The organism is Jannaschia sp. L-14R (assembly GCF_056857695.1).
Genome location: NZ_JBSXNP010000010.1, coordinates 379,358 through 398,827, shown reverse-complemented (window position 1 = coordinate 398,827; position 19,470 = coordinate 379,358). Strand labels below are relative to the sequence as shown.

The 19,470-nt window shown below is 63.0% G+C and carries 21 protein-coding genes; 17 read left to right on the top strand and 4 right to left on the bottom strand.

Annotation, left to right across the window (positions count from 1 at the left end):
* The first annotated feature begins 20 nt into the window (after positions 1-20).
* The 10 genes from AC13C2_RS10295 to AC13C2_RS10250 all read left to right on the top strand — a co-directional run bounded on the left by AC13C2_RS10295 (position 21) and on the right by AC13C2_RS10250 (position 10,859).
* Positions 21-1,058, top strand: coding sequence for a cysteine desulfurase family protein (locus AC13C2_RS10295; RefSeq protein WP_339641918.1), 1,038 nt, complete (start codon positions 21-23; stop codon positions 1,056-1,058).
* Positions 1,055-2,566 carry a Fe-S cluster assembly protein SufB gene (gene sufB / locus AC13C2_RS10290; RefSeq protein ID WP_482886754.1) on the top strand — a complete coding sequence of 504 codons (1,512 nt, stop codon included), beginning with the start codon at positions 1,055-1,057 and terminating at the stop codon, positions 2,564-2,566. Before AC13C2_RS10295 ends, sufB begins: the two co-directional genes overlap by 4 nt.
* Before the next feature lie 24 nt (positions 2,567-2,590).
* A complete protein-coding gene (locus AC13C2_RS10285) occupies positions 2,591-3,202 on the top strand; it encodes a hypothetical protein (protein ID WP_092761574.1) in 612 nt (203 codons plus the stop codon).
* 51 nt (positions 3,203-3,253) lie between these two features.
* The gene (gene sufC, locus AC13C2_RS10280) at positions 3,254-4,009 is read left to right on the top strand and encodes a Fe-S cluster assembly ATPase SufC (RefSeq protein ID WP_482887010.1); all 756 of its coding nucleotides are present in this window, start codon (positions 3,254-3,256) and stop codon (positions 4,007-4,009) included.
* The gene (locus tag AC13C2_RS10275) at positions 4,009-5,262 is read left to right on the top strand and encodes a SufB/SufD family protein (protein ID WP_482886753.1); all 1,254 of its coding nucleotides are present in this window, start codon (positions 4,009-4,011) and stop codon (positions 5,260-5,262) included. The genes sufC and AC13C2_RS10275 overlap by 1 nt, the downstream gene beginning before the upstream one ends.
* Position 5,263: 1 nt before the next feature.
* Complete coding sequence (locus AC13C2_RS10270; protein ID WP_482886752.1) at positions 5,264-5,746, top strand: YIP1 family protein; 483 nt, start codon at positions 5,264-5,266, stop codon at positions 5,744-5,746.
* The gene (locus AC13C2_RS10265; RefSeq protein ID WP_482886751.1) at positions 5,743-6,348 is read left to right on the top strand and encodes a hypothetical protein; all 606 of its coding nucleotides are present in this window, start codon (positions 5,743-5,745) and stop codon (positions 6,346-6,348) included. The genes AC13C2_RS10270 and AC13C2_RS10265 overlap by 4 nt, the downstream gene beginning before the upstream one ends.
* Positions 6,345-7,565, top strand: coding sequence for a cysteine desulfurase (locus AC13C2_RS10260; RefSeq protein ID WP_482886750.1), 1,221 nt, complete (start codon positions 6,345-6,347; stop codon positions 7,563-7,565). The genes AC13C2_RS10265 and AC13C2_RS10260 overlap by 4 nt, the downstream gene beginning before the upstream one ends.
* 248 nt (positions 7,566-7,813) lie before the next feature.
* Complete coding sequence (locus tag AC13C2_RS10255; protein ID WP_482886749.1) at positions 7,814-10,537, top strand: [protein-PII] uridylyltransferase family protein; 2,724 nt, start codon at positions 7,814-7,816, stop codon at positions 10,535-10,537.
* A 61-nt stretch (positions 10,538-10,598) separates the two neighbouring features.
* On the top strand, positions 10,599-10,859 hold the full coding sequence (locus tag AC13C2_RS10250; protein WP_092761563.1) for a hypothetical protein: 261 nt from the start codon (positions 10,599-10,601) through the stop codon (positions 10,857-10,859).
* A gap of 11 nt (positions 10,860-10,870) precedes the next feature.
* On the opposite strand, the gene AC13C2_RS10245 is transcribed toward AC13C2_RS10250, so the two are convergent.
* A complete protein-coding gene (locus AC13C2_RS10245; RefSeq protein WP_482886748.1) occupies positions 10,871-11,881 on the bottom strand; it encodes a GlxA family transcriptional regulator in 1,011 nt (336 codons plus the stop codon).
* 196 nt (positions 11,882-12,077) lie between these two features.
* Here AC13C2_RS10245 and AC13C2_RS10240 point away from each other — a divergent pair, with 196 nt between their 5' ends.
* Both AC13C2_RS10240 and AC13C2_RS10235 read left to right on the top strand, forming a co-directional pair.
* A complete protein-coding gene (locus tag AC13C2_RS10240; RefSeq protein WP_092762001.1) occupies positions 12,078-13,448 on the top strand; it encodes a class II 3-deoxy-7-phosphoheptulonate synthase in 1,371 nt (456 codons plus the stop codon).
* A 239-nt stretch (positions 13,449-13,687) separates the two neighbouring features.
* Complete coding sequence (locus AC13C2_RS10235; protein ID WP_092761559.1) at positions 13,688-14,197, top strand: hypothetical protein; 510 nt, start codon at positions 13,688-13,690, stop codon at positions 14,195-14,197.
* Here AC13C2_RS10235 and AC13C2_RS10230 read toward each other — a convergent pair.
* On the bottom strand, positions 14,190-14,822 hold the full coding sequence (locus AC13C2_RS10230) for a PAS domain-containing protein (RefSeq protein WP_175495804.1): 633 nt from the start codon (positions 14,820-14,822) through the stop codon (positions 14,190-14,192). The two genes, AC13C2_RS10235 and AC13C2_RS10230, sit on opposite strands and share 8 nt — an antisense overlap.
* Positions 14,823-15,138: 316 nt before the next feature.
* Between AC13C2_RS10230 and gmk the strand changes: the two genes are divergently transcribed.
* Both gmk and AC13C2_RS10220 read left to right on the top strand, forming a co-directional pair.
* Positions 15,139-15,792, top strand: a complete 654-nt coding sequence (gene gmk / locus AC13C2_RS10225) for a guanylate kinase (RefSeq protein WP_482887009.1) — start codon at positions 15,139-15,141, stop codon at positions 15,790-15,792.
* The gene (locus AC13C2_RS10220; RefSeq protein ID WP_092761555.1) at positions 15,789-16,307 is read left to right on the top strand and encodes a gamma carbonic anhydrase family protein; all 519 of its coding nucleotides are present in this window, start codon (positions 15,789-15,791) and stop codon (positions 16,305-16,307) included. Before gmk ends, AC13C2_RS10220 begins: the two co-directional genes overlap by 4 nt.
* On the opposite strand, the gene AC13C2_RS10215 is transcribed toward AC13C2_RS10220, so the two are convergent.
* Positions 16,304-16,933 carry a histidine phosphotransferase family protein gene (locus AC13C2_RS10215; RefSeq protein ID WP_482886747.1) on the bottom strand — a complete coding sequence of 210 codons (630 nt, stop codon included), beginning with the start codon at positions 16,931-16,933 and terminating at the stop codon, positions 16,304-16,306. The genes AC13C2_RS10220 and AC13C2_RS10215 overlap by 4 nt on opposite strands.
* Positions 16,934-16,948: 15 nt before the next feature.
* Here AC13C2_RS10215 and AC13C2_RS10210 point away from each other — a divergent pair, with 15 nt between their 5' ends.
* From AC13C2_RS10210 to olsA, 3 genes are all read left to right on the top strand, one after another.
* Positions 16,949-17,149, top strand: a complete 201-nt coding sequence (locus AC13C2_RS10210) for a DUF3553 domain-containing protein (protein ID WP_092761551.1) — start codon at positions 16,949-16,951, stop codon at positions 17,147-17,149.
* A gap of 136 nt (positions 17,150-17,285) precedes the next feature.
* Positions 17,286-18,023, top strand: coding sequence for a GNAT family N-acetyltransferase (locus AC13C2_RS10205; RefSeq protein ID WP_482886746.1), 738 nt, complete (start codon positions 17,286-17,288; stop codon positions 18,021-18,023).
* Positions 18,020-18,877, top strand: coding sequence for a lyso-ornithine lipid O-acyltransferase (olsA, locus tag AC13C2_RS10200; RefSeq protein ID WP_092761547.1), 858 nt, complete (start codon positions 18,020-18,022; stop codon positions 18,875-18,877). Before AC13C2_RS10205 ends, olsA begins: the two co-directional genes overlap by 4 nt.
* Here the strand turns inward: olsA and AC13C2_RS10195 are convergent.
* Positions 18,855-19,466, bottom strand: a complete 612-nt coding sequence (locus tag AC13C2_RS10195; RefSeq protein ID WP_092761545.1) for a thiamine phosphate synthase — start codon at positions 19,464-19,466, stop codon at positions 18,855-18,857. The genes olsA and AC13C2_RS10195 overlap by 23 nt on opposite strands.
* Positions 19,467-19,470 lie beyond the last annotated feature (4 nt).

Sequence of the window (19,470 nt, the reverse complement as noted above, 5' to 3'; positions counted from 1 at the left end):
AAAGCAAAGACGAGGGCACGATGGCCGAGCGGCTCTATCTGGATTGGAATGCGACGGCACCGCTGCGACCCGAGGCACGGGCGGCAATGCTGGCGGCGATGGATGCCGTCGGCAATCCATCGTCCGTGCATGGCGAGGGGCGCGCGGCCAAGGCACTTGTCGAGCGAGCACGGGGGCAGGTGGCGGAGGCGTTCGGGGCCGTCGGGTCGGACGTGGTGTTCGTGTCGGGGGCGACCGAGGCGGCGGCGCTGGCGATGGCGGGGCGGGGGCTGGCCACGGCGCCGATCGAGCACGAGGCCGTGGCAGCCTGGGGCGACGGGTCGTTGCCGGTGGATGCGGCGGGGCGTGTCGGTCTCGATGATCCGTCACGGAGCGCGGTGCAGCTGGCCAACTCCGAGACCGGCGTGATGCAGGCCCTGCCCGAGGGGCTGGCCGTCAGCGACATGACGCAGGGTTTCGGCAAGGTGCCGGTGGCCTTCGACTGGACGGGAGTCGAGATGGCGTTGATCTCGGCACACAAGCTGGGCGGGCCGAAGGGCGTGGGGGCGCTGGTGATCCGGCGGGGCCTCGACGTCGCAAGCAGGATCAGGGGAGGTGGGCAGGAGATGGGACGCCGGTCCGGGACCGAGAACATAATCGGCATCGCCGGATTCGGGGCTGCAGCGCAGGCAGCGGTGCAGGAATTGGAGGCGGGGACATGGGACCGGGTTGCGCAACTTAGAACTTTTCTAGAAACAAGTCTTGAGGATGATATCAATCCGACTATTTTAGTCGGGAAGGAATCGAAACGCCTGCCGAACACCTCCTGCCTGATTACACCGGGCTGGAAGGGCGAGACGCAGGTGATGGCGCTGGACCTTGCGGGGTTCGCGGTTAGCGCGGGATCGGCCTGCTCAAGCGGCAAGGTCCGCGAAAGCGCCGTATTGCGCGCAATGGGATACGGGCCGGGCGAGGCCGATTGCGCGATCCGCGTGAGCATCGGCCCGGACACGACGGAAGAACAGGTGGCGCGGTTCGTGAACGCGTTCCGCCGCCTAAAGGACAGGAGACGGGCATGACGGCTTTGGATGATGTGGTGGTCAAGGACGGTGTCGACGCGGAAACCGTCGAGGCGGTGAAAGGCTTGTCCGGTGTCTACAAGCATGGCTGGAACACTGATATCGAGATGGAATTTGCGCCGAAGGGTCTGTCCGAAGATATCGTGCGCCTGATTTCCGCGAAGAACGACGAACCGGAGTGGATGCTGGAGTGGCGTCTGGATGCCTATCGTCGCTGGGTCAAACTGGATGAGCCGAAGTGGGCAATGGTCGAATACCCGGAGATCGATTTTCAGGACCAGTATTACTATGCCCGCCCTGCGTCCATGGCTGTAAAGCCGAAGTCGTTGGACGAAGTCGACCCCAAGCTTCTGGAAACCTACAAGAAACTGGGCATTCCACTGAAGGAGCAAGCGTTGCTGGCGGGCGTCGAACCGTCTCCGGAAGACCGCAAGGTCGCCGTGGATGCGGTATTCGATAGCGTGTCCCTGGGCACGACGTTCAAATCGGAACTGGCCAAGGCGGGTGTGATCTTCTGTTCGATTTCCGAAGCGATCAAGGATTATCCGGATCTGGTGAGGAAGTACCTCGGCTCGGTCATTCCGGCGTCCGACAACTACTACGCAACATTGAATGCCGCCGTGTTCTCGGACGGCAGTTTCGTCTATATCCCCAAGGGTGTGCGCTGCCCGATGGAATTGTCGACGTATTTCCGTATCAATGCCGAAAACACCGGCCAATTCGAGCGGACGCTGATCATTGCGGACGAAGGATCGTATGTTTCGTATCTTGAGGGCTGCACCGCGCCGCAGCGCGACATCGCGCAGCTGCACGCGGCCTGTGTCGAACTCGTGCTGCTGGACGATGCGGAGATCAAGTATTCGACCGTCCAGAACTGGTATCCGGGCGACGAGAACGGCAAGGGCGGCATCTATAACTTTGTCACCAAGCGCGCCGATTGCCGGGGCGATCGGTCCAAGGTTATGTGGACGCAGGTCGAAACCGGTTCGGCCGTGACGTGGAAATATCCGTCCTGCATCCTGCGCGGCGACGACAGCCAGGGCGAGTTCTATTCCATCGCCATCGCCAACAACATGCAGCAGGCCGATACCGGCACGAAGATGGTGCATCTTGGCAAGAACACGAAATCCCGGATCGTGTCCAAGGGCATTTCGGCTGGCCGCGCGCAGAATACGTATCGCGGGCTGGTGTCCATGCACCCGAAGGCCAAGAATTCGCGCAACTATACCCAGTGCGACAGCCTGTTGATCGGGTCGAAATGCGGTGCGCATACGGTGCCGTATATTGAGGTGAAGAACAATTCCTCGCGCGTCGAGCATGAGGCGACGACATCCAAGGTGGATGACGATCAGCTGTTCTACTGCCGGTCGCGCGGGATGGACGAGGAAGAGGCCGTGGCCCTGGTCGTCAATGGGTTCTGCAAGGAGGTGCTGCAGGCGCTGCCGATGGAATTCGCGATGGAAGCGCAGGCGCTTGTGGCGATCTCGCTGGAGGGGTCGGTGGGCTGAGGCCTGCTGCACGGGAACCGCGATATGACCGAGACTGCCGAGAACAAGGGCTTCTATGTCCCTGAACTGACGTTCCCGCCCGAAGAACAGGCACTGGTACGCGAGATGTATTCGGGGGCGCAGACAGTACTGGAATACGGCACCGGCGGCTCGACGGTGCTGGCGCTGGACGTTGGTGTGCCGCATCTGATCGCGGTGGAGAGCGACAAGGACTGGCTCGACAACATCCAGCGTATCGTGGACGACCGGAAGCCCAAGTCAAAGGTTGATCTGTATCACGCCGATATCGGGCCGACGAAAAAGTGGGGCACGCCTGACGGAAACGACTATTGGATGAAATATCCACGCTATCCGTTGCAGGTCTGGGAGCAGCCGTTTTTCGAGCATCCGGACGTGGTCCTGATCGACGGACGTTTCCGTGTGGGTTGTTTCCTGACCGTACTGGCCCGTGCAACCAAGCCGGTTACGGTGCTATTCGACGACTATACCGGGCGATCAACCTACAGCCGGGCGGGCCAGTTCATGCCTCCCTCGCAAACTGTCGGACGTATCGGCGTCTGGGAGTTAGACGGAACATGGAAGCTCGACGGTAAGGACCTGACGATCTTCGTGGATACATTTTTCAAGATACGCTGACCCAAAATTCGCTGACACGAGACAATGACGCCGACTGGCGAGAGGTATGACATGCTGACGATCAAGAACCTGCACGTAAAACTGGAAGACGAGGACAAGCAGATCCTCAGGGGAATCGACCTGACCGTTCCGGCGGGCGAAGTGCATGCCGTCATGGGACCGAACGGATCGGGGAAGTCGACGCTGTCCTATGTTCTGGCCGGGCGCGGCGGCTATGAGGTTACCCAGGGTGAGGCGCATCTGGGCGACGTCGATCTGCTGGATATCGAACCCGAGGAACGCGCTGCCGCCGGGCTTTTCCTGGCGTTCCAGTACCCGGTTGAGATTCCCGGTGTGGGCAACATGACTTTCCTGCGGACCGCAGTGAACGCGCAGCGCAAAGCGCGGGGCGAGGAGGAACTGTCGGCAAGTGAATTCCTCAAGGTAATCCGCGCCAAGGCCAAGGATCTGAAGATCGACGCCGAGATGCTCAAGCGTCCTGTCAATGTCGGCTTCTCGGGTGGTGAGAAAAAGCGTAATGAAATCCTGCAGATGGCGATGCTGGAACCGAAGATGTGCATCCTTGACGAGACGGACTCGGGCCTGGATGTCGATGCGATGAAGCTGGTGTCCGAGGGCGTGAATGCCCTGCGCGATCCGAACCGCGGATTCCTTGTGATCACGCATTATCAGCGGCTTCTGGATCACATCAAACCGGATGTCGTGCACATCATGGCGGGTGGTCGCATCATCAAATCCGGTGGACCCGAACTGGCGATGGAAGTCGAGGTCAATGGTTATGCCGACATCCTGGAAGGGACGTCCTGATGGTGGTCGACGCACGAAAAATAACTACGGATGAGCGTCTTGCGGCCCTGACCCTGCCGTCTGGTGGCGGCTGGCTGGGTGCGGCCCGGAAGAATGCGTTGGGCCGGTTGCAGGCCGTTGGCCTGCCGACACGACGCGACGAATACTGGCGTTACACCAACCCCGCACCGTTCAATCGGGCGACGCCTGCGCAGGGCGCGGGTGGACCGGGGGAAGACCCGTTCGCCGGAATGGATGCCTATGTAATCACGATCGACGGCGATGCGCTCGACCTGCCCGACGGTGCTCCCGACGGGGTCGAGATCAACACTCTGTCGCAAGCCGCCGAGGCCGACATCCACTGGGCACGCGACCTTTATGCGACGCTGGAAGCCGCCGGATCACGCCCCGTTTCGCGGCCTTTTGCCATGCTCAACAGCGCCTTCGCCACCGGCGGTCTGGCGATCCGCGTGACCGGCCCGGTCGCGCGCCCGATCCACATCCGCACCATCGGCGGCACTGATCCGATCCTGCATCATCTGATCAAGGTGGATGCCGACGCATCCGTCACCGTACTGGAATCGGGTACGGCGGGCGCAAGGTCCAATATCGTTACCGAAGTCGACGTGGCCGACACCGCCGCGTTCCATCATATTCGTATGCAGGGACCCGACGCGACGCAGCAGATCGACACCCATCTGTTCGCCCGGCTGGGTCGGAGCGCGACATTCAAGTCTTTCACCCTGTCGGCCAACGTTCAGTTGACGCGCAACGAGGCCATTCTGGAGATCGTCGGCGACGATGCCAGCGCGCATGTCGGCGGCGCGGCCTTCGGGCGGGGCGATTTCCACCACGATGATACGGTTTTCGTGACTCACGGCGCGCTGAACGGCGAAAGCCGTCAGGTGTTCAAGAAGGTCCTGCGCGACGGGGCAACTGGCGTGTTCCAGGGCAAGATCCTGGTGCGTGAAGGCGCTCAGAAAACCGATGGCTATCAGATCAGCCAGGCCCTTCTGCTGGACGACGACGCACAGTTCCTCGCCAAGCCGGAGCTGGAAATCTATGCCGACGACGTGGCCTGTTCGCATGGGTCCACGACAGGCGCGATCGACGAGACGGCGCTGTTCTACCTGCGTTCGCGTGGGGTGCCCAAACGGGTGGCGACAGACCTGCTGGTGCTGTCGTTCATGGCCGAGGCGGTTGAGGAAATCGCCGACGAGGATCTGCGTGCCCATATCGGCGCGGTACTCGCCGACTGGCTGTCGCGGCACTGACGTGTCGGTCACCCGCGATATTCCCCGCGCATGGCTGCGTCCGCGCGTCGTGATGGCCGAACATCTGGCACGCGGCCTGCGCGATGACACGGCCTTCGTATTCCTGATGGTCGGCTGTGCACTGGTCTTTGTCTCGCAATTGCCCCGCCTGTCGCGCGAAGCCTTCCTGCGGGGTGAGGATTTCATGATCCTGATGGGGGGGACGTTGATGGCCTGGGTCTTTCTGGCACCCTTGCTGTTCTATATTCTGGCATTGATCAGCCACGTGGCCGCCCGGCTGTTTGGCGGTCGCGGCACGGGCCTGGGTGCGCGGATTTCACTTTTCTGGGCGCTTCTCGCGGTGTCTCCGGCAATGTTGCTCAACGGGTTGACGGCGGGCTTCATCGGGCCAGGTCCCGCCCTTTCAGCGGTCGGTCTGGTGACCTTCGCGGGGTTCTTCTGGATCTGGCTCAGTTCCCTCTATGTGGCGGAATATTCGGTGTGAGACATGAGATATCGGGGCTGACCGGGGCAATCGGCGGTTTCCTGTCTGACCCCGTCGGCGCGCTCGACGGGATGCGGGCCACCACACCTCCGGTTCGCATTGCGGCCATGGCGCTGGTGTGGACAACGTTGCTGATGACCATCGTGGACTATACCTACGGGCCCTTGGCCTTTCCGCATACGCCGCAGGGCAAGCGGCAGTTCGGTGCGCTGTTCGGTGCGATGCGCGATGTGATCACCGTGTTCGCGATGGCGGGTGCGGGGCTTCTGCTGGGGCGCTGGTTCGCCAGGAGCCGGGCCACAGCCGCCGAAGCGATCTGGTTAATGGTCGCATATGCGCTTGCCCTCCTGCTGTTCGAACTGGTCCAGATGGGCACCTGGGTCTTCGCGCTTGCGACGGGGATCGATACCTATGGGCCGTTTTTCTTCATCGGCTTCTCTGCGACATTGCTGGTCCTTGTCGTCGTTGTCCGCGTGTTGCATCGGCTGGATGATTGGCTGACGGCACTGCTGATTGCAGGCGGCGCCTTCCTCGTCGCCTATTTCGTGGGACCGATCGTATCGGGCCTGATCTATCTGTCGCTCGGAGGACCGCTGCCATGATCGATATCGACGCTATCCGCGCGCAGTTTCCAATTCTGTCGCGACAGATCAACGGCAAGCCGCTGACCTATCTGGACAATGGGGCATCCGCGCAGAAGCCACAGGTTGTGCTGGATACGATCCAGCGCGCCTATGGTGAGGAATACTCAAACGTTCACAGAGGCCTGCATACGCTCTCGACGATTTCGACCGAGAATTACGAAGCCGTGCGCGGCACGGTCGCGCGGTTCCTGAACGCGCCGTCGGAAGACCACATCGTCTTCACCACCGGCACGACCGAGGCAATGAACCTGATCAGCTATGCCTGGGCCGCTCCACGTTTGCAGGCGGGCGACGAGATCATCCTGTCGATCATGGAGCATCACGCAAATATCGTGCCCTGGCACTTTCTGCGTGAAAGGCTGGGCGTCAAGCTGGTCTGGGTCGATACGGATGCGCGCGGCGATCTGGACCCGCAGGCGGTACTGGATGCCATGACGGACCGCACCAGACTGATCGCGATTACACATCTTTCCAACGTGTTGGGAACCGTAGTTGATGTAAAAACCATCTGTGCCGGGGCGCGGGCGCGGGGCGTTCCGGTCGTCGTGGACGGATCGCAGGGGGCCGTCCATATGCCCGTGGATGTGGCTGACATCGGGTGCGATTTCTATGCGATTACAGGGCATAAGTTATACGGGCCAAGCGGTTCCGGTGCAGTTTTCATTAAACCCGAGCGCCTGGCCGAGATGATTCCCTTCATGGGGGGCGGCGATATGATCCGCGAGGTTCATCGCGATACAGTGACGTGGAACGATCCGCCGATGAAGTTCGAGGCTGGCACCCCCGGCATCGTCCAGACCATCGGTCTGGGGGCTGCACTGGAGTGGATGATGGACCTTGGCATGAATGCTATCGCCACACATGAGGCCGATCTGCGGGATTACGCCCGAAGCCGTCTGGGCGGACTTAACTGGCTGAATGTGCAGGGCAATTCACCGACCAAGGCCGCGATTTTCAGCTTCACCCTGACCGGTCAGGCGCACGCGCACGACATATCGACGGTACTCGACAAGAAGGGCGTGGCGGTTCGGGCCGGGCATCATTGTGCCCAGCCGCTTATGGAACACCTGGGGGTCACGGCCACCTGTCGGGCCAGCTTCGGAGTATATAACACGCGTGCGGAGGTCGATACGCTGGTCGATGCGCTGGAGCTTTGCCACGATCTGTTTTCGTGACAGCTGGTTATGACGTGACGTTCAGCTAAAATCCGCAACGGTTGCTCCCGTCAACTTCACCAGTGATCCGGGTGCGATCGGGAAGACATGCCGCGGCGGCCTGCCGCGCTGTGCGGCACTCGCCCATTTCGACAGGCTCGGACGGGATGCCTGCTTCACTCAGTGCGGTGAGAACGCGGCGAAAACTCTTGCTCATATCGAATATCTGCCCGTTGACGCCGACGCTGCCAAGGGGTCAGACCGGAGCGATGTTTCGCAGCCGTATCACCCGCACACCGATCCCCTTCGACGCAGAGGCCGGACAGGTTGCCGTCGCGATTTTGTCGCCACCGCCAGAAGTTGCTCCGCTGATCGCGGGCACGGCGGGGTGCAGTCCGTTTCTGGCCGCCACGATGGAGCGGGAAAGGGACTGGCTGACAGACCTTTGGGACCGCGAACCGGATGCGGCATTGGCCGCATTACTTGCTGATATCGACGCCATCGACGGCGACCCGAAAGCCGCACTGCGACAGGCCAAGCGGCGGGCGGCCCTGTTGGTTGGATTGGCCGAACTGGGCGGGGTCTGGCCGGTAATGCAGGCGACGGCGGGCTGGACGCGCTTTGCGGACGCGGCGCTCAATCGCGCGCTGGCCTATGGATTGGCGCGGCACGCCAAAGGCCCGGTGACGGGCGATGGCGGGCTGGTTGCCATCGCGATGGGCAAGATGGGCGCGGGAGAGTTGAACTATTCCAGCGACATAGACCTGGTCCTCCTGTTCGACGAGTCGGGATATGACCCATCGGATTACGGCACGGCCCGCGCGATTCTTCTGAAAGCGGCGCGGACGGCGATGGGCGCGATGTCAGACATAACCGCCGAGGGTTACGTTTTTCGGACTGATCTTCGGCTGCGGCCCGATCCCGGATCGACGCCCATCGTTCTGTCGATGGAAGCCGCAGAACGGTATTACGAAGCCATGGGCCGCACATGGGAGCGGGCGGCCTGGATAAAGGCGCGCGCCTGTGCCGGGGCCAAGGCGGCAGGCGAGGGATTTCTGGAACGGCTGACCCCCTTCGTCTGGCGACGGCACCTCGATTTCGCCGTCGTCGAGGAGGCGCACGACATGCGCCGCCGCATCCGCGATCACAAGGGGCTGGCGGGCGAATGGGACGTACCGGGCCACGACGTGAAACTGGGGCAGGGCGGTATCCGGGAGATCGAATTTCTGACCCAGACGCAGCAGATCATCGCCGGAGGACGCGACCCACGCCTGCGGGTGCGCGGCACGCTGGAGGGGATGGACCGTCTGACCGAGGCAGGCTGGATGAAGCCGCAGGATCGGGATATCCTGTCCGAGCAATACCGCTATCTGCGATCGGTGGAGCATCGGGTGCAGATGGTGCAGGACGCCCAGACGCACCGCATTCCACGCGACCCGGAGCGATTGCGGCGCTTGGCGTGTTTCATGGGCGAGGGCGACGTGGACCGTTTCGTCACCGATCTCCGCGACCGGATGCGCGCGGTCGAAGCGATCACCGTGCCGTCCTTCCTGCCGCCATCGCAGGGGCAGGCAAAGGCGGGGCCGGTGGGCGAAATCATCGAAGGCGCGTCTGCCGTGACCGACCGCTGGGCGACCTATCCGGCGCTGCGCTCTGACCGGGCGCAGGCGATTTTCCATCGGTTGCGACCGGGCTTGCTGGCCGCATTGGCGCGTGCGGCCCGACCGTCCGAGGCACTGGCCGCCTTTGACGGGTTTCTGCGTGGACTGCCGGCAGGTGTGCAGGTGCTCTCTCTGTTCGAGGCCAATCCCAAACTGGTCGATTTGCTGGCGGATATCTGCGCCACCGCCCCCGACCTAGCGCAATATCTGTCCCAGAACGCAGGCGTTCTGGATGCGGTGATCGGCGGGACGTTTCTGGAGCCGCTGCCGGACGTGTGGACCTTGCCGCCCGTCGAGGGCGACTTCGAAGAACGTCTGACGCGTCTTCGCCAATGGCACCGCGAGGCGCATTTCCGCATCGGCGTGCACATGCTGCGCGGATTGATCGATCCGATTGACGCCGGAGCGTCCTATGCGCGGCTGGCCGAGGCGGTAATGGCCTCGGCCTGGGTGGCCACGGACTTCGAGACGGCGCGTCGTTACGGCCGGGTGCCGGGTTTGCGGCTGGTGGCGATGGGAATGGGTTCGCTGGGTGCCAGACGGCTGGCGGCGCGGTCGGATCTGGATCTGGTTTTACTGCATGACGGGGCGGACGACTTGGCGGAATCCGATGGCAGACGGGCAATCGGGCCGGGGCAATGGGCAGCGAAGTTCACGCAGATCCTGATTACCGCATTGTCCGCACCGATGGGTGAGGGGCGCCTCTACGAGGTCGATATGCGGTTGCGGCCTTCCGGACGTCAGGGGCCAGTGGCGACGCCGCTGTCGGGGTTCCTGAATTATCAGGCCAACGAAGCATGGGTCTGGGAACACATGGCGTTGACTCGTGCACGGGTCGTCGTGGGCGATCCTGCGTTGCGGCCGATGGTCGAGGGCGCACGCTGCGACGTGATTCGGGGCAGTCGCTTCACGGACGCCGAGGTGATCGAGGCCCTGACCGACATGCGCACCCGATTGGTTGATGCGGGACGGCATGGGGGTGGCTTGTCGATCAAGTCCGGACCGGGACGGATGCAGGACATCGAACTGGCCGCGCAGGCCCATGCGCTGATGGCGGGGAACACGGCACGGGACGTGGTCGGGCAGCTGGGCGTCGAGGGCTGGCTGACACCCGAGACACGCGCGGTGCTGGCCCGGGCGCATGAACATTTGTCGCGGGTCAATCAGATGCTGCGGCTGCTGACCGATGCCGACCCGCCCGGCGATCTGGGCGCAGGCGGCGAAGCCTTCGTGGCGCACGGCATGGATCTGCCCGATCTGGCGGCAGTCACGGCAGCCTGCGATGCGGCGGCGGCCCAGGCGGCGGCGGTCATTGACGAGGCGCTGAAATAGCTGCGCTGGACGGACGTGCGGGGCTGCGCTAGCTGCGGGTCTGGCGCATGAGGAGACAGGGATGGCCAAGGATGGACAGGGACCGGACGATCCCAAGGGTCTGATCGCAGACGCCTATCGCATCGACGGAATCGACAAGGCCGAATGCCGTTCGATCTTTCTCGACTGGGCGCTGAGCCTCTCGGGCGATACCGGCCCGGCCATCGAGCGGCTGCTGGTCGGGCGGGGCGATCACCCGATGACCGAAGTGTTGCGCGAAGGATTGGGCGAGCCTGTGCGCACCGGGCGGCGCGGCGGTCGGGCGGCGCGCATCGAACGCTGACACAAGGGGCGTCAGCTATGGGTGCCCCGTTCGCGGTAGGGGGTGGTGCTGTAATGCGCGCGATAGCATTTTGAGAAGTGTGAGGGCGAGGTGAAGCCGCAGGCAAGTGCCACGTTGATGATGGACATATCGGTCTGCATCAGCAGGTTGCGGGCGCGGCCAAGGCGCAGTTCCATGTAATATCGCTTGGGGCTGCGATCGAGATACCGGCGAAACAGACGCTCCAGTTGACGCGTGGACATGCCGACGTCTGCGGCCAGCCTGGCCGGGCTGACCGGGTCTTCGATCGACTGCTCCATCTCGCGGATGACATGAGACAGGCGAGGATGGCGGACACCGATGCGCGTCGGAATCGACAGGCGTTGAGTATCCTGGTCGGTGCGGATCGAGGAATAGATCATCTGATCGGCGACCTGCGCGGCCAGATCCTCGCCGAAATCGCGGGCGATCAGGTGCAGCATCAGGTCGACCGATGCGGTGCCGCCCGCCGTGGTGATCCGCTTGCCGTCGATGGTGAAGACCGCCTTGGTCAGTTCGATATCGGGGAAATCTTCGGCAAATCCGTCCTGATTCTCCCAGTGGATCGTCGCGCGCTTGCCATCCAGAAGACCGCTGGCCGCCAGCGACCACGCGGCAGTGCACAGCCCCGCGATCATGCCGCCGCGCCGTGCCTCGCGCCGCAGCCAGCTTTGAAGTCGCGTCGTGGTGGCCCGTCCGACATTGACTCCGCCGACGACCAGAACCGTGTCGTTCCGTTCGAGAGGAACAAGATCGCCGTCCAGGACGAATTTTGTGCCCGCCGAACAGGTTGCCGTCTTGCCGCCTTCGCCAACCAGCGACCATGTATAAAGGTTCGTGCCCGACATCCGGTTGGCCAGTCGCAGGGCATCCAGTGCGCTGGCAAGGCATAGCAACGTGAACTGATCCAGCAGAACAAAGACAAAATGGTGCGGACGCTCTGGCGCGACCACAGCCGATGTCTCCGGCGCAGTGCCGAGCTTGGCCGTTGCGTGAACCGCCATCGGCGCGGCCTCCCTTTGCGTGATCGACCTATCGAGTCGCATCAATCCCCCAGACGACGCCTACGCGCAACATTCGCCAAGGATCAAGCCAATCCGGTATTTGCGGCGGCGCGATGAATGGGCTATCGCACGAGCCTCGAATCCGGCCAGAGGGAATAGACACATGGCACACGACAAGACACACCAGAACGCACAGATGGGCGATTGGTCGAAGTCGAGCTGGCGCGCGAAGCCGCGCGTCCAGATGCCGGACTATCCAGACGCCGATGCGCTGAGCGCGGTCGAGGCCAAGCTGGGCCGCCACCCCCTGCTGGTTTTCGCAGGCGAAGCGCGGACGTTGAAGTCAGAACTGGCGGCTGCCGGACGCGGTGAAGCCTTCCTGTTGCAGGGCGGCGATTGCGCCGAAAGTTTTGCGGAATTCAGCAGCAACAACATTCGCGACACCTTCAAGGTCATGTTGCAGATGGCGATGGTCCTGACGTTCGGAGCCAAGGTGCCGGTCGTCAAGCTGGGTCGAATGGCAGGCCAGTTCGCCAAGCCACGATCGGCGCCCACCGAAATACGCGACGGTACGGAGTTGCCGAGCTATCGTGGCGATATCATCAACGAGCTGGCCTTCACGCCCGAGGCCCGCATTCCTGACCCGTCAAAGATGCTGGACGCCTACACGCAGGCCGCCGCGACGCTCAACCTGCTGCGTGCCTTCTCCAAGGGCGGCTTCGCGGATGTGCATCAGGTGCATCAATGGACACTGGATTTCGCAAGCGGAGAGCGGGCGGCGCAGTATCGCGACATGGCCGACCGCATTCAGGACACGCTGGATTTCCTGACCGCCGCGGGCCTGACGTCGGACACCAATGCGGAACTGTCGACGGTCGATTTCTATACCTCGCACGAGGCGCTGTTGCTGGAATACGAAGAGGCACTGTGCCGCGAGGACAGCACTCACCCCGGCGATTGGCTTGCCGGATCGGGTCACATGATCTGGATCGGTGATCGCACGCGGCAACCCGATGGCGCACATGTGGAATTCTGTCGCGGCGTCATGAATCCGATCGGGCTGAAGTGCGGTCCGACGACGACCGCCGAAGATCTGAAGCAATTGATCGAAACGCTGAACCCCCAGAACGAGATGGGTCGCCTGACCCTGATCGCGCGGTTCGGCGCGGGCAAGGTGGCCGAACATCTGCCGCGCCTGATCAAGCAGGTGCAGGAGATGGGCGCAAATGTCGTCTGGACCTGCGATGCGATGCACGGCAACACGATCAAGTCTCCCTCGGGCTATAAAACGCGACCCTTCGACAGCGTGCTGGCCGAAGTGCGGGAATTCTTCGCCGTCCACCGCGACCATGGCACCATCCCCGGCGGCGTTCATTTCGAGATGACGGGGCAGGACGTGACCGAATGCACAGGCGGTGTGCGTGCCGTCACCGACGAGGATCTGTCGGACCGCTATCACACGGCCTGCGACCCGCGCCTGAACGCCTCGCAATCGCTGGAACTGGCGTTTCTGGTGGCCGACGAACTGTCCGCTTTGCGGCAGGATCGGATGCGCGCGGCATCGTGACCGGCCCATAGCGCGTGACTGGCCTGAAACGGTCGGTCGCGCGGATGTATCAGGCCGGGTCAGCACGGACGCCGCTGCCGAAGGGTGCTCTGTAACAGGAGTGTCATCGGCAGTCGCGGACCCGTGAGCCATAGATGATGACGGCCGGTCAATGCCATGTGATCCAGTGGCTTGGATCGTTGACTTGGGGGCAAGCGAGGTCACAAGCACAATTGCACAGCCTTAAAAGCGAGACCCCCATGACACGTACCAACGCCATGCCCGCCGTCTTTCCGCCGTTGACCGCTGCCACGCTCGGCCTGATGTTCATCGGTGGTTTCTTCGGTACGGTCGCCTTTGATTTCTGGGGGCAGATCCTCAGCCCCGGCCTCGGCTTCGCCAATCTCTCGCCCCACGGCCTCGCCAAGAGCCTGCTCGGCGCGCTCGGTCTGCCCAACAACGATTTCGCGGGCTACTTCATGCATTTCTATCTTGTCGGATTGATCGGTTATCCGGTCGGTTGGCTTTTTATCTTCGCGCCGATCTGGGTGCGCGTGACCGGCGCGCCGGGTGGCTGGCCGCTGGCTTCGGCGGTCTACGGCTTCGGCTTGTGGATTTTCGCCATCGGCGGGATCACCGCAATCGCCGGTTTGCCGTTCTTCCTCGGATTCACGGGCATCACCTGGGTCGCCCTGGTGGGCCACGTTCTCTATGGCATCGTGATGGTCGCTGCGATGCAGGTCATGACGCGCCGCCGAGCCGTTATTTGACGACCCGCAGCCACGGGACAGGCGACGGCCGCGTCGCATATGGCGCGGCGTCCTCGGCCATGCCGGCCATGATCTCGACCGGCAGATGATGATCTGTGACGCGGCGGCGAAGCAGGCCTTGCCGGGGCGCAGCTGCCGCCCCGTCGACCGGCACAAGTGTCGCATTCGTGACCGCGAAGCGCCGCGGCGCATCGGTGATCACGCGGTCGGTCACCATCACGGTCAGCGCCTTGGTCACCGCGCCCGTCGCATCCAGCAGCGGCAGCACCAGCATCCGTCCCGTCATCAGTCCGTCGCAGCCTTCGGATATCAGGTCCAGTTCAAGCGTCGATGGCGTGTCGAAGACCTGTTCTATCAGATCGACGGCGCGGGTGCGGTCGGCCAGATCGAAGAATGCCCGGATCGGCAGGCCACGCACATCCATGCCCATCACCTGATGCATGACATTGCCGCCCAGGCGGACGCGAACGGTGCCATGGCGTACCTGATCCAGGATCATCGCGTGGCCCAGAATGCGCGACATTGCCTTTGGGTCCAGCGCGGACCGGCGCGGCAGGTCAGTCCCGGTGCGCAGCGAGGTCCAATAGCGCCAGGTCTCTTCCAGCAAGGGGGATCTGCGTATCATTCGAAGCCCCGTGAAGTCCCGAACGTCATTGGTCCGAACCGGATTTGGTCCGCGAATTTCGTCCTTGCCTGCCATTCCACCTTCCCCTGAAACCGGGCGCACCCGATCCTGAACCGGATCGTGGTGCCACCTGCTACACCGCTCAAGAGAAGAAATAAGGCATGTCTCGCCAAATTGCCCGCAATTCCTTTACCATTAGTTAATGACGGCGATCTCTTGCCGCACGAAATCCGAGAGGCTAGGCCCTCGGCAGGATTTGGGTAACGGGACCGTCCCGAAGCACCCGGAACGCGGGGGGAGCATGGAACGACGCATCATGGACCAGGGCACGCGACGCGGCCTGGCGATTATCTTGTCCAGCCCGTCCGGCGCAGGAAAATCGACGATGGCGCAGCGACTCATGGCCTGGGACACAAGCCTGACGTTTTCGGTTTCAGCCACCACGCGACTGCCGCGCGACGGCGAAGTCGAGGGTCAGCATTATTATTTCCGCAGCCGCGAGACCTTTGGCCAGATGGTTTTGGACGGCGAAATGCTGGAACATGCCGAGGTCTTTGGCAACCATTACGGCAGCCCCCGCGCGCCGGTCGAGACGGCGCTGGCGGCGGGGCGCGACGTGATCTTCGATATTGACTGGCAGGGCGGACAACAGATCCGGAATTCGTCGATGGGTCGGGACGTGGTGTCCATTTTCATCCTGCCGCCCTCCATCGCTGAACTGGAACGCCGGTTGCGCCAACGCGGGCAGGACAGCGACGATGTTATCGAAGACCGGATGGCGAAGTCCGAAGCGGAGATCAGTCATTGGGCGGAATACGACTATGTGTTGGTCAACGATGATCCGGATGCCTGCGAAACGCGGCTGCGGACCATTCTGGCGGCGGAGCGTTTGCAGCGGGACCGGCAACCCTGGCTGACGGGTTTTACCCGCGCGCTGAACAATGAATTTCGGGAAAGGGCCTCGACATGATCTATGAATTGGACGGCGTGACACCAATCCTGGCCGACGATGCCTGGGTCGCTCCAAATGCGAATGTCATCGGCAATGTAACGCTGGCCGAAGGCTCAAGCGTCTGGTTCGGCAGCACGTTGCGCGGTGACAACGAACCTATTGTCGTGGGTGAGCGGTCAAATGTGCAGGAAAACTGCGTGTTGCATACAGATATGGGGTTTCCGCTGACCGTCGGGGCTGATGTGACGGTGGGGCACAAGGCGATGCTGCACGGCTGCACCATCGGGGACGGGTCGCTGATCGGTATGGGTGCGACGGTGCTGAATGGCGCGGTGATCGGCGCGGGCTGTCTGATCGGTGCCGGGGCGCTCATCACCGAAGGCAAGGTCATTCCCGATGGTAGTCTCGTCATGGGCGCACCGGGCAAAGTGGTGCGGGAACTGGATGCCGCAGCCCGTGATAAGCTGCTGCTTTCGGCGCAGGGTTACAGTGCGAATGCCGCACGGTTCCGCAAGGGCTTGAAGGCGCGCTAGACGATCAGGCTAAGATGGGAATCGTCGGCGCTGACCGAAACCGGACGGCGCAACCGGCGTGAAGCGCGGGCAAGGATGCCGAACTGCACTTCGGACCCTTTCAGATCGGCGGGCAGATCGCCGCGACCCAGACACTGCCACAGCGTCTCGTCGATCTTCAGGCGCTTGGCGTCGACATGCAGCACCCAGGCCGCGTTATTGCGCGTTACTTCGATCTGCGCGCCCCAGGGTGTCGCCACTTCGATGCAATTGAGCGCCAGGCAGGCCAGACGGATTTCGGACCGGGGGCGGGTTTCCTCGTCACGCCACAGAATTCTGGTGCGGGTGGTGCCATACATCTCTTCCAGCGCCTCGCGAATTTCGCGGGCGGGCACCTGCGCATTATCAGCCCCGGCCCCGAAGGCGAACCGGAAAAACCGGATCCGCGCCATCGCGGCGGTCAGTGACGCGCGGATCAGCGCCATCTCCTCGATGCCATCGCCGTCGGTCATCTCGAGCAGTTCCAGCCCATTGCTGATCGCTCCGATGGGGTTGACGAGGTCGTGGCAAAGCCGCGATCCAAGCAGGGCCAGAAGGTCAGGCCCCTCCGCAGTATCGAACATGTCCTGATCCACAGAATCCCTCATGCGCAGGCCCCGTTCATGACTGACCCCAACTCCTTTCTCGAACCCGGCATGCTGGTGCGGAACCCGGCCCAGCCCGACTGGGGGCTGGGACAGGTGCAATCCTGCATCGACAGCCGTATCACCGTGAACTTCGAACATGTCGGCAAACAGGTTCTGGATGGTAAACGCGTCATCTTGCAGCCCGTCTTCGATCAGGGGGGGGCGTCCGGTCGATAGACCCGACCGGACGCTCATCAGTCTCTTGTCTTGCAGCAAATGGTTACCAGAGTCTTTACGCCCTGTCGTCTGCCCCGGCCCGGAGTCGGGATTTCGCCGCTTGCGCGTGGGCGGGCCGGGGCCTAATCAGCCGGTCATGCAGCCCGGACTGACCCTGACCGTCACCCGCGATCCCGATGCGATCCGGGAGGCCAGACGCCTGCGACATGCTGTCTTCGTCGAGGAACTGGGTGCGGTTCCGAGCGCCGGTGGTCCGGTTGCCGGTGGTCAGGTTGCCGGTGGTCTGGCGGGCGAGGGGCTGGAGGGCGATGACTTCGATGCCGAATGCGATCACGTCATTCTGCGTGATCCGGCGGACCCCGCCGCAGGCGTCGTCGCGACACTCCGCGTTGGACTGGGCACCGCCTATACCGAACAGGAATTCGATCTGTCGGCGCTCAAATCCGCCGGGCGCCCGCTTGCCGAGGCCGGGCGGGCCTGCCTGCATCCGGCCTATCGTAATGGAATGGCAGGATTTATTCTTTTCAAAGGCTTGCTAAACGTTCTTCACAGTCATGACATTGCATTTGCAGTCGGCACAGCTTCCTTTCCAGGGGCCGACCTGACCCGCCATCTGCCCGGCTTGCGCCGTCTGCGACACGCGGCGCTGGCCCCGGAAAGCCTGCGGCCGGTCGCACATGGGGATGGCGCGGTCGTCATCGAGGGTGAAGCGCCCCGGTCGGCCATGGCGGGCGTGCCCGCGCTGATCAAGACCTATCTTCGGGCGGGCGCGCAGGTCGGGGACGGGGCCTATATCGACCGGGCGTTCAATACCGTCGACGTCTGCATGGTCCTCGATCTGTCGCGTGTCGCGTTGCCCGGACTGCCGCGATGATCTGGGACGACGCGCCGCAACCGCCCGTGGTGACGCCCGGTCCGCTTGGCTGGTTGCGCACCGTCCTGCGTGGGGGCGCATTGGGCGGCATTGTGTTCGGCGGGTTGTTTTTACTTCTCACGGTGCGCCTGATCGAGCGACCGGCATTCGGAATGCGCCGCCCTGTGACGCCATGGATTACACAGGGCGTCTGCAAGGCTGCCTTCGTTATCCTTGGGATGCGGCGCGATGTGCGGGGGTCGGTGATGCACGGCACCGGAGCGGTGGTATCGAACCATGCATCCTGGCTTGATATATTTGCACTCAACGCATCGAAACGGGTTTACTTTGTATCGAAATCCGAAGTCGCGGGCTGGCCGGGTATCGGCTGGCTGGCGCGAGCCACGGGCACGGTTTTCATCCGCCGTGACCGGCGCGATGCGCGCGCGCAGCAGATCGTATTCGAGGAACGTTTGCGCCTTCGGCATCGTCTCTTGTTCTTCCCCGAAGGAACCAGCACCGACGGGCGACGCGTGTTGCCGTTCAAGACGACATTATTCGCGGCCTTCCATTCGACCGACTTGCCCGACGACATGAAGGTGCAGCCAGTCACCCTGGCTTATCATGCGCCCGCTGGCGCGCCGGTCACATTCTACGGCTGGTGGGGCGATCAGAGCTTCGGCGCGCATCTGCTGGCGATGCTGTCGGCCCCGCGGCATGGCATGGTCGAAGTGATTTACCATGCGCCGTTGACCGTCACCGATTACCCCGACCGCAAGGCACTGGCACGGGCGGCCGAGGCGGCGGTGCGCGCAGGGTTCGAAGCGGCTTTTTCCGAAACGATTTCGCCGGTCAATTCCGAAACGGTGCGGTAAGCCGCGTCAAGGCGGCGGCGGGGTCATCGGTGGACCAGATCTCCTCGCCCAAGGCGATGAAATCGGTTGCCTGTGCCAGCGCCTCGATCGTGGCGGGGTCTAGCGCGCCCTCGGCCACGACGGGAAGTTCGATCATCTGCGACCACCATTCGAACAATTCGACCTCGGCACGTTCGCCCGTGCCCAACGACGCAATTCCGGCGGGTCCGAAGGCAACGTAATCCGCTCCGGCTTCGCCGGCGAGCATCCCGTCGTGACGCGAAGTGCCGCAATACGCCCCGATGATGGGGTCCGGGCCCCAGTCGGTCCGTAGTTTACGCAGGGATCTCGGGTCGGACAGATGCACACCGTCCAGACCCAGACGGTCGACCAGTGCGGCATGGTCGGTGACGATCAGCGGCACGTCGTAGCGATGCGCGACGTCGCGACACAGATCGGCGGCGCGTGTGATGCGGTCCTCGTCCCGCGTGGCAAGGTCGAGACGCAGGCAGACAATTGCATGGGCATCGAGAACGGCGGACAGGCGTGCCTCGAACCCGGCATCGATTTCGGGCGGAGTCACGAGATAAAGTTGCGGCATGTCAGTCATCGTG